Source organism: Pseudomonas sp. 21615526 (assembly GCF_013386245.1).
Classification (GTDB): Bacteria; Pseudomonadota; Gammaproteobacteria; order Pseudomonadales; family Pseudomonadaceae; genus Aquipseudomonas.
Genome location: NZ_JACAOM010000177.1, coordinates 1 through 9,058 on the forward strand (window position 1 = coordinate 1; position 9,058 = coordinate 9,058).

At 59.5% G+C, this 9,058-nt stretch carries 11 protein-coding genes; 7 read left to right on the forward strand and 4 right to left on the reverse strand.

Annotated features, from left to right (window positions below; all coding sequences use genetic code 11):
* Positions 1 to 3: 3 nt before the first annotated feature.
* Positions 4 to 1,839, reverse strand: a complete 1,836-nt coding sequence (locus HX786_RS30300; RefSeq protein ID WP_178913011.1) for a hypothetical protein — start codon at positions 1,837 to 1,839, stop codon at positions 4 to 6.
* Positions 1,840 to 2,005: 166 nt separating this feature from the next.
* Between HX786_RS30300 and HX786_RS30305 the strand changes: the two genes are divergently transcribed.
* Positions 2,006 to 2,494 (forward strand): TIGR00645 family protein, encoded by a 489-nt coding sequence (locus HX786_RS30305; protein ID WP_003215853.1) that lies wholly within the window; start codon positions 2,006 to 2,008, stop codon positions 2,492 to 2,494.
* Positions 2,495 to 2,607: 113 nt separating this feature from the next.
* Positions 2,608 to 3,225: an FKBP-type peptidyl-prolyl cis-trans isomerase gene (locus HX786_RS30310; RefSeq protein WP_003215854.1), complete on the forward strand. Its 618-nt coding sequence runs from the start codon at positions 2,608 to 2,610 to the stop codon at positions 3,223 to 3,225.
* Between the two features lie 54 nt (positions 3,226 to 3,279).
* Here HX786_RS30310 and HX786_RS30315 read toward each other — a convergent pair whose 3' ends face one another.
* The 3 genes from HX786_RS30315 to HX786_RS30325 form a co-directional block, all read right to left on the reverse strand.
* Positions 3,280 to 3,537: a hypothetical protein gene (locus tag HX786_RS30315; protein ID WP_003215856.1), complete on the reverse strand. Its 258-nt coding sequence runs from the start codon at positions 3,535 to 3,537 to the stop codon at positions 3,280 to 3,282.
* Positions 3,538 to 3,734: 197 nt separating this feature from the next.
* Complete coding sequence (locus HX786_RS30320; RefSeq protein ID WP_178913012.1) at positions 3,735 to 4,076, reverse strand: zinc ribbon domain-containing protein YjdM; 342 nt, start codon at positions 4,074 to 4,076, stop codon at positions 3,735 to 3,737.
* Between the two features lie 188 nt (positions 4,077 to 4,264).
* On the reverse strand, positions 4,265 to 5,233 hold the full coding sequence (locus HX786_RS30325; RefSeq protein ID WP_003215860.1) for a polyprenyl synthetase family protein: 969 nt from the start codon (positions 5,231 to 5,233) through the stop codon (positions 4,265 to 4,267).
* A 239-nt stretch (positions 5,234 to 5,472) separates the two neighbouring features.
* Between HX786_RS30325 and rplU the strand changes: the two genes are divergently transcribed.
* The 5 genes from rplU to HX786_RS30350 form a co-directional block, all read left to right on the forward strand.
* Positions 5,473 to 5,787 carry a 50S ribosomal protein L21 gene (rplU, locus tag HX786_RS30330; protein WP_003176051.1) on the forward strand — a complete coding sequence of 105 codons (315 nt, stop codon included), beginning with the start codon at positions 5,473 to 5,475 and terminating at the stop codon, positions 5,785 to 5,787.
* A gap of 34 nt (positions 5,788 to 5,821) precedes the next feature.
* Positions 5,822 to 6,097: a 50S ribosomal protein L27 gene (gene rpmA / locus HX786_RS30335; RefSeq protein ID WP_003215862.1), complete on the forward strand. Its 276-nt coding sequence runs from the start codon at positions 5,822 to 5,824 to the stop codon at positions 6,095 to 6,097.
* Between the two features lie 193 nt (positions 6,098 to 6,290).
* A complete protein-coding gene (cgtA, locus tag HX786_RS30340; protein ID WP_003215864.1) occupies positions 6,291 to 7,514 on the forward strand; it encodes an Obg family GTPase CgtA in 1,224 nt (407 codons plus the stop codon).
* A 123-nt stretch (positions 7,515 to 7,637) separates the two neighbouring features.
* Positions 7,638 to 8,756 (forward strand): glutamate 5-kinase, encoded by a 1,119-nt coding sequence (gene proB / locus HX786_RS30345; RefSeq protein ID WP_003215866.1) that lies wholly within the window; start codon positions 7,638 to 7,640, stop codon positions 8,754 to 8,756.
* A 17-nt stretch (positions 8,757 to 8,773) separates the two neighbouring features.
* Positions 8,774 to 9,058, forward strand: a 285-nt coding sequence (locus tag HX786_RS30350; RefSeq protein WP_178913013.1) for a CreA family protein, incomplete at its 3' end; no start/stop codon positions are given.

The window sequence follows — 9,058 nt, forward strand, 5'->3', positions numbered from 1 at the left end:
GGGCTATGGCTTGGGGGCAGGGGCCGCCTCGGGTTTGTCCAGCTTGACCTCAAACCCATACTGCACCGTGTCCAGGCCGGTGCGCTGGTAGGTTTCCAATGTCGTCGGCTGGCCGTAGAAGTAATGCACGTCGAACAGCGCCGTGCCGTATTCCTCGGCGCGGTGGCTGACGCCGAGAATTTCCTTCAGGTAGTTGCCGCTGGCGTCCTTGGCATAGAACCGCCAGCTGTCAGAGGGGAACAGCTTCTGGTCGACAATCAGCGCGTTGTCCTTCAGCTCCAGGCCCTTGGGCAGTTGCCCGGCAGTGAGGCTGCCTTTCTCGATGGTCGCCAGGAACAGCGGCATCGATCCGACGGCAAACCCCGGGTTTTCAGGGAACAGGTTCAGGTCATAGGTGATGGTGCCGCGCCCCGGGTCGACCTCGTAGGCTTCGGCGGGCAGTTCGATCGGCTCGCCAAGCTTGCCTTCGTCGTTGGCGGTGAGGAACGTCACCGGGGCATCGCCGCCGCCGCGGTCCTCGCCCAGCAGGTCGTCGTTGAAGGTGTAGGGGTGATCGAACTCAACGTGCGCCGCACTGGCGTCATCCACCGACTGGTTGATGGTGACGCTTTTCTTCAGTTGGTCTTCGGACAGGGTGGCGTCCTTGAGCCAATCTGCGGCCTGGTCGTCATACACCGTGACGGGCATCGGCAACGGCTGTACGGTTTTTTCCAGGCTGTTCTTGTCGAAGCGCCGTACGGGCAGGTCCAGGTCCTTGCGGGTCACCGTGGCCTGGGAAAAGTCGAGCACGCTGACTTGCACATTGTCGATCAGGCCATTGAAGTACACCTTGGTGTAGTGGCTGTTCTGCTTGAGCTCGAAGGCTTTCTGCTCGTCTTCCAGCTGTTTCTCGAAGGCGCCGGACCAGGCCTTCTGCTTCTGCATTTCGGCCAGTTGCTTCTCGTAGAACGCCAGTTGCGCGGCGTTTTCGTTGATCGAGCCCGAGCGCGAGAGAAATTGCCCGGTGGTGTCACGAGCCTGCACCAGCAACGGGTTCGGCGATTCGTCCGCGACTTCCGGCGCCAGCGGGGCGCTGTTGGTCAGTTCGATCTCGGCGTAGTTCTTTTCCAGGGCCAGCAGGGTGACGGTGACGTTTTCTTCGGTGCGCTTGCGGCCCACGTCCTTTTTCGACAAGTCGAAGGTGAAGACTTTACGCGGGGCAATCACTTCCACCTTGCCCTTGAGGGTGACGGGCTGCGGCTGGCTTTTGTTCTCCGTTTCGACGCCTTCGACGAATGGGTAGGTCACCGTCAGGTCATCGGGGTTGGTCAGGTTGGAACTGGTGGGGCTCAACTGGATGCCCGGGTCGGTTTCCGACCATTCCGGCTGGAACGGGATGACCTTGTTGTTGCTCAGGGTCACCGACTGCCATTCCAGGCCGTGTGGGAAGGGGAACTGGTCGGGCATGTTGAAGTTGAATGGGAAGATCGGCTGCAGGTCCGTCAGGTAGTCCGAATGGGACGCCTTGCGCAGGACAAACAGGCCATTGATGTAGGTATCGACCAGGGCCTGCGGCGTAGGGTAATGCTTGAGCAGCGCCAGGGCGTCTTCGCTGTACTCGGCCTCGATGGGCTTGGTGGCGAGCTTGGCCCGTGCCCGTTCCAGCAACAGCAGCGAGCCTCCAAGCTCGGACACGGCGTCCTTGAGCTTGGGGTCCTGGATGGCGTCCAGGGATTGTTCGAACTTGGCGGTTTTCTCTTCGAGACTGGCTTGCTTGTGTTCATCGCTTGGGGAACAACCGCTGCCCATCAGCAACGCCGCACACAGGCCAAGGCTGGCCAAAGGGGATCGCACATCCATTATCTGAGTTTTCCTGTCCGACATCATCGAGCCGAGTTGATGAGCTCGACACTAGCAGAAAAATTCCTTAACAGATGCCGTACAGATCAGTTTTCTCGACGGTTTCTGGGGTTTGGGTGCGGCTGGTATACTCGCCGCCATTTTTAGCCAAGCTGTGTGAGATTCAATGGAACGCTTTATCGAAAATGCAATGTATGCCTCACGCTGGCTGTTGGCGCCGATCTATTTCGGGCTGTCCCTGGGGCTGCTGGCGCTGGGCCTGAAGTTCTTCCAGGAAGTGTTTCATGTGATTCCCATCGTGTTCACCATGAGCGAGTCGGATGTGATCCTGGTGCTGCTGTCGTTGATCGACATGGCCCTGGTGGGCGGCCTGCTGGTGATGGTGATGATCAGCGGCTACGAGAACTTCGTCTCCCAACTGGACATCGACGAAAGCAAGGAGAAGCTCAACTGGCTGGGGACCATGGACTCCTCGTCGCTGAAGATGAAGGTCGCGGCGTCCATCGTGGCGATTTCGTCGATCCATCTGCTGCGGGTGTTCATGGACGCCAAGAACGTCGATCCCGAGCACCTGAAATGGTACGTGATCATTCACATGACCTTCGTGGTGTCGGCGTTTGCCATGGGCTACCTGGACAAGGTTACCAAGCATTAATCAGCCCCTGGCGCTCTCCTGCGCGGGGCTCATCAAGGGCGTGGCTTGTGTGCTAGTCTGCTCGCCCTTTTAGTTTGGACGGCACCTGTGTCGTCCTACAGCGGAGCCTTTCCATGTCCGAAGTTAATCTGTCCACCGACGAAACCCGCGTGAGCTACGGCATTGGCCGTCAGTTGGGCGACCAGCTGCGCGACAACCCGCCACCGGGCGTGAGCCTGGACGCGATCCTGGCTGGCCTGACCGACGCTTTTGCCGGCAAGCCTAGCCGTGTGGACCAGGAGCAAATGGCCGCCAGCTTCAAGGTCATCCGCGAAATCATGCAAGCCGAAGCCGCTGCAAAGGCTGAAGCTGCTGCTGGCGAAGGCCTGGCTTTCCTGGCTGAAAACGCCAAGCGTGACGGCATCACCACCCTGGCTTCCGGCCTGCAATTTGAAGTGCTGACTGCAGGTAGCGGCGCCAAGCCGACCCGTGAAGACCAGGTGCGGACTCACTACCACGGCACCCTGATCGACGGCACTGTGTTCGACAGCTCCTACGAGCGCGGCCAGCCTGCGGAATTCCCGGTTGGCGGCGTGATCGCCGGCTGGACCGAAGCCCTGCAACTGATGAATGCCGGCAGCAAATGGCGCCTGTACGTGCCGAGCGAACTGGCTTACGGCGCTCAAGGCGTTGGCAGCATCCCGCCGCACAGCGTTCTGGTGTTTGACGTCGAGCTGCTCGACGTTCTGTAAGACCTTACCTGCAGGAGCGAGCCTGCTCGCTCCTGCAGTGTTTTGCGCGGTTGCTCATGGATGAAACTTGCCATTGAGATCCGTCACCGGGCGCAACGCTCGGGCATAGCAGAACAGAAACAGATTTCTCACCACTTCCTTCAGCACCCCGGGCTCACTGGAACTCAGGCCATTGACGTCCAGGTCGCCCTGATCCTGCAGTTCGCTTAACGCCTCTTCTTCCAGCACCGCGCAGACTTCCCCGGTTTCCCGATGGAGGATTCGCAGGTAAGGGTGTGGACGGTCCAGCCAGGCATCGATCAAATAAGTCATGGGAAGTATCTCCTTGATGGGTTTCAATGAGAATAATTCTTATTCGTAGAATAGCAAGTCCCTATTGGCCATTTCCGGACTTTTCTGTGTGGATATTGTTTTTGATCAAAAGGCCTGGCCTTTTGCCGCCAGTGCGGAAGTGACGCGGGGAGGGTGAAGCGCCATCCCGTGCAGGGCGCGGGATGGAGGCAGCATATTCAGACCTTGCGGACGAACTCGGACTTGAGTTTCATCGGGCCGATACCGTCGATCTTGCAGTCGATATCGTGGTCGCCATCGCACAGGCGGATGTTCTTGACCTTGGTGCCGACCTTGACCACCAGGGACGTGCCCTTGACCTTGAGGTCCTTGATCACGGTGATGGTGTCGCCGTCCTGCAGGACGTTGCCCACAGAGTCTTTCTTCACGGATTCATCGCTGGCCGCCTCGGCTTCGCTGCCGACGGCCCACTCATGGGCGCATTCCGGGCAAATCAGCTGGGCGCCATCTTCGTAGGTGTATTCGGAATTGCATTTCGGGCAGGGTGGCAACGTGCTCACTAAAGCTCCTTTGGTTTCAGGATGGCTAAAAAGCGCACATTGTATAGGGTTTTAGCCGGGCAGGGGGCAGCAACGCCAGAGAACGCTGCGGGAGCTGGCTTGCCTGCGATGCAGGCACCTCGGTTTGTCTGTTACACCGCGGTGATGCAATCGCAGGCAAGCCAGCTCCTACATGGAGCAGAGCAGAATCAGTGGGTACGGGCGACCGCGAACTCACTCAGCTCAACCAGGGCGTCCCGGTATTCGCTGGCTGGAAGGGCTTCCAGGCATTGGATCGCGCGAGCCACGTAGTCACGGGCCAGTTGCGCCGTGTATTCGAGGGAACCCGAGGCTTCCACGGCTTCGCGGATGCTTTCCAGGTCTTCGATCCCGCCTTTCTGGATCGCCTTGCGCACCAGGGCGGCCTGTTCCGGCGTGCCTTCGCGCATGGTGTAGATCAGTGGCAAGGTCGGCTTGCCCTCGGCCAGGTCGTCACCGACGTTCTTGCCCAGGGTTTCGGCGTCGCCGCGATAGTCCAGCAGGTCGTCCACGAGCTGGAAGGCCACGCCCAGGTGATCGCCGAACGTGCGCAGGGCTTCGCTCTGCTCGGGCGTCGCTTCGCACAGGGCGGCGGCGCTGTGGGTCGAGGCTTCGAAGAGCATCGCGGTTTTGCCGCGAATCACTTCCATGTAGGTTTCTTCGGTGGTGCTGGCGTCGCGAACCTTCGACAGCTGCAACACTTCGCCTTCGGCGATGATGCGCGTGGCCTGTGAAAGAATCTTCATCACCGGCATCGAGCCCAGCTCGACCATCATTTCGAACGAGCGCGAGTACAGGAAGTCGCCCACCAGTACGCTCGGCGCATTGCCCCACATCGCGTTGGCCGTCTCGCGACCACGGCGCATGCCGGACATGTCGACCACGTCGTCGTGCAGCAGGGTGGCGGTGTGCAGGAACTCGATGGTCGCGGCCAGCAGGCGCAGGTCATCGCCTTCGCGGCCCAGGGCCTTGCCACACAGCAACACTAATAAAGGACGCAGGCGTTTACCGCCGGCCGACGTAATGTAGTCGCCAATTTTGGAGACCAGCGGCACTTTAGAAGTCAGCTGCTTCTTGATGATGCCGTCGACGGCGCTAAAATCGTCCGCCACCGCGCGGTAGAAAGCTTGGGGTTGCATCAGCGACAGTCGCTCCAGAAGGGTTGCGCGGCATGCTAGGACCCGCGTCCCGTAGTGTCAAGGCGCGATAGACGGCTACTTGCAACACCTCCATAGCTTGCGTACAATCGCGCACCCTGAACTTCCTGGGCAGCACCTGCCTTACGCAATTGCATTCGGGACGTCCATCCCATGCAGCCATGCCAGCCAATACCTCTTCTTATAAAGCGCTGGGTGAGCAGGATTATCGGAGAAATACCATGTCGTACGCAGTAATTGTTACTGGTGGCAAGCAATACAAGGTCGCCCCAGGTGAATACCTGAAGATCGAGAAGCTGGAAATCGCTACTGGCGAATCCGTTACTTTTGATCGCGTTCTGTTGGTCGCCAATGGCGATGACGTGAACATCGGCGCTCCAGTTGTTGCAGGCGCTACCGTTGTGGCTGAAGTGATCTCCCAAGGTCGTCACGATAAAGTCCGCATCATCAAGTTCCGTCGTCGTAAGCACCACATGAAGCGTATGGGCCACCGCCAGTGGTACACCGAGATCAAAATCACCGGTATTCAGGCTTAATTTCAGCCTAATTCCTCACTAGGAGAATTGACTCATGGCACACAAAAAAGCTGGTGGTAGTACCCGTAACGGTCGCGACTCAGAAGCCAAACGCCTTGGCGTGAAGATGTATGGCGGCCAGGTTATCATTCCGGGCAACATCATCGTGCGTCAGCGCGGCACCCAATTCCACGCCGGTTACGGTGTTGGCATGGGTAAAGATCACACTCTGTTCGCTAAAATCGACGGCGTGATCAAGTTTGAAGTAAAAGGCGCTTTCAACCGCCGTTACGTGAGCATTGTCCCGAAGACTGAAGTCGTCGCGGCATAATTACGTAGTTGCTGGAAAAGCCCTGTCTCGCGACGGGGCTTTTTCGTTTGTGGGGTGAGTCTCTTGCAAAGCTGTTTGTGATGGGCGAAAGCAGTGGATTTGCGGTCGTTGCTTGAGGTCGCTGCGCTCATTTTTGCAAGAGTCTTATGTCTTGGTTTCTTAAGCTCGTCCGTGTGGCGAGAGGCGTTTTGTTATGAAGTTCGTTGATGAAGTTTCGATCCGAGTAAAAGCTGGCGACGGCGGTAACGGTTGCATGAGTTTCCGTCGGGAAAAATTCATCGAAAACGGTGGTCCTAACGGTGGTGATGGTGGTGATGGCGGCTCGGTCTACATGATCGCCGACGAAAACCTCAACACCCTGGTGGACTACCGTTACACCCGGCACTTTGATGCCGAGCGTGGCTCCAACGGCGGCAGCACTGACTGCACCGGTAAAAAAGGCGAAGAGTTGGTACTGCGGGTTCCGGTCGGCACCACCGTGATCGACTCCGCAACCCAGGAAGTCATTGGTGACCTGACCAAAGCCGGTCAGCGCCTGCTGGTGGCTCATGGCGGCTGGCACGGTCTGGGCAACACCCGTTTCAAGTCCAGTACCAACCGTGCGCCACGCCAGACCACGCCGGGCAAGCCAGGCGAGCAGCGTGACCTCAAGCTGGAAATGAAGGTACTGGCTGATGTGGGCCTGCTGGGCTTGCCGAACGCCGGCAAAAGTACGTTCATTCGCTCGGTGTCTGCTGCCAAGCCGAAAGTCGCCGATTACCCGTTCACTACCCTGGTGCCGAACCTGGGTGTGGTCAGCGTCGACCGCTGGAAAAGCTTCGTGGTTGCGGACATTCCGGGCCTGATCGAAGGCGCTTCCGACGGCGCAGGCCTGGGGATCCGTTTCCTCAAGCACTTGTCCCGCACCCGTTTGCTGCTGCACCTCGTCGACATGGCGCCGCTGGATGACACCAGTGCACCGGACGCTGCTGAAGTGATCGTCAGCGAGCTGACCAAGTTCAGCCCGTCCCTGGCTGAGCGTGATCGCTGGTTGGTGCTGAACAAGTGCGACCAGATCCTCGAGGAAGAGCACGAAGAGCGCGTCAAGGAGATCGTTGATCGCCTGGAATGGACCGGTCCGGTCTACGTGATCTCGGCCATTGCCAAAGAAGGCACTGAGCGCCTGACTCGCGACATCATGCGTTACCTCGAAGACCGTGCCGATCGCCTAGCCGCCGACCCTGTCTACAAGGCCGAGCTGGCTGAACTGGATCAGCGCATCGAAGACGAGGCTCGTGCCCAGTTGCAGGCGCTGGATGATCAGCGTGCCCTGCGTCGCAGTGGCGTCAAGTCGGTCCATGATATCGGTGACGATGATTGGGACGAGGAAGACGTGGATGATGAAGATGGTCCGGAAATCATTTACGTGCGCGACTGATTCGTTGCAGTAAACTTAAGCGCCGCTCAATCGAGCGGCGTTTTGGTATCTGGAAATCGGTAGTCACGAATAACGTTATGGGCGGCGCTGGGTCGCGCGGCCCTCTATCTAAGGTTGAAGATGATGCGGAGCAAGGTGACAGGTGCGCAGCGTTGGGTCGTTAAGATCGGTAGCGCGCTGCTGACGGCGGATGGCAAGGGGCTGGATCGTGCGGCCATGAGTGTCTGGGTGGACCAGATGGTGGCCTTGCATGAGGCCGGCGTCGAGTTGGTGTTGGTGTCGTCCGGGGCGGTTGCCGCCGGCATGAGCCGCCTCGGCTGGACCGCGCGACCCAGCGCGATGCATGAGCTGCAGGCTGCCGCCGCGATTGGTCAGATGGGCCTGGTACAGGCCTGGGAGTCCAGCTTTGCCGAGCACGGGCGCCACACGGCGCAGATTCTGCTGACCCATGACGACTTGTCCGACCGCAAGCGCTACCTGAACGCCCGCAGCACCCTGCGTGCCCTGGTTGAACTCAAGGTGATCCCGGTGATCAACGAGAATGACACCGTGGTGACCGACGAGATTCGCTTCGGTGACAACGACACCCTGGCAGCGCTGGTGGCCAACCTGGTTGAGGCTGATTTGCTGGTGATCCTCACGGATCGTGACGGCATGTTCGACGCTGACCCGCGCAATAACCCTGAGGCCCAGCTGATTTATGAGGCGCGTGCCGATGATCCGGCGCTGGATGCGGTGGCTGGCAGTGTCGGCGGTGCCCTGGGGCGTGGCGGCATGCAGACCAAGCTGCGTGCGGCACGGCTGGCTGCGCGGTCTGGTGCGCATACCATCATCGTCGGTGGCCGGATTGAGCGGGTGCTGGATCGCCTCAAGGCGGGCGAGCGCATCGGTACGCTGCTGTCGCCTGAGCGTGGCATGCTGGCGGCGCGCAAGCAGTGGCTGGCGGGGCATCTTCAGACGCGCGGTACCCTGGTGTTGGATGCTGGTGCGGTTTCAGCGTTGTCCCAAGGCAACAAAAGCTTGCTGCCGGTGGGTGTAAAACTGGTCCAGGGCAGCTTCCGCCGTGGCGAAATGGTGGTGTGCGTGGCGCCGGACGGTCGTGAGATTGCCCGTGGCCTTGCCAACTACAGCGCCCTTGAGGCGCAGAAAATCATCGGGCAGTCGTCTGAGGCGATTGTCGGTCTGTTGGGTTACATGGCTGAGCCGGAGCTGGTTCACCGGGATAACCTGATTCTGGTTTAAGTAAAAAGGAAGTCTCGATGCGCGTAATGAAGGGATTGCTCGGTTTGCTGCTGGCGATGCCGTTGCTGGCGTCGGCCGAAGAGATTGGCCAGGTGTCGACGGTGTTCAAGTTTGTCGGCCCCAATGACCGGATCGTGGTCGAGGCCTTTGATGACCCGAAGGTGGATGGCGTGACCTGCTACCTGTCTCGCGCCAAGACGGGCGGGGTAAAGGGTGGGTTGGGTCTGGCGGAGGATCGCGCCGAGGCGTCGATTGCTTGTCGCCAGGTAGGTGCGATTCGCTTCAAGGGCGAGCTGAAGGAT

Coding starts and splice junctions, on each gene's coding strand:
- HX786_RS30300 (WP_178913011.1), bottom strand. CDS start 1,839: ATGGATGTGCGATCCCCTTTGGCCAGCCTTGGCCTGTGTGCGGCGTTG.
- proB (WP_003215866.1), top strand. CDS start 7,638: ATGCGGAGCAAGGTGACAGGTGCGCAGCGTTGGGTCGTTAAGATCGGT.
- HX786_RS30305 (WP_003215853.1), top strand. CDS start 2,006: ATGGAACGCTTTATCGAAAATGCAATGTATGCCTCACGCTGGCTGTTG.
- rplU (WP_003176051.1), top strand. CDS start 5,473: ATGTCGTACGCAGTAATTGTTACTGGTGGCAAGCAATACAAGGTCGCC.
- HX786_RS30315 (WP_003215856.1), bottom strand. CDS start 3,537: ATGACTTATTTGATCGATGCCTGGCTGGACCGTCCACACCCTTACCTG.
- HX786_RS30325 (WP_003215860.1), bottom strand. CDS start 5,233: ATGCAACCCCAAGCTTTCTACCGCGCGGTGGCGGACGATTTTAGCGCC.
- rpmA (WP_003215862.1), top strand. CDS start 5,822: ATGGCACACAAAAAAGCTGGTGGTAGTACCCGTAACGGTCGCGACTCA.
- HX786_RS30310 (WP_003215854.1), top strand. CDS start 2,608: ATGTCCGAAGTTAATCTGTCCACCGACGAAACCCGCGTGAGCTACGGC.
- cgtA (WP_003215864.1), top strand. CDS start 6,291: ATGAAGTTCGTTGATGAAGTTTCGATCCGAGTAAAAGCTGGCGACGGC.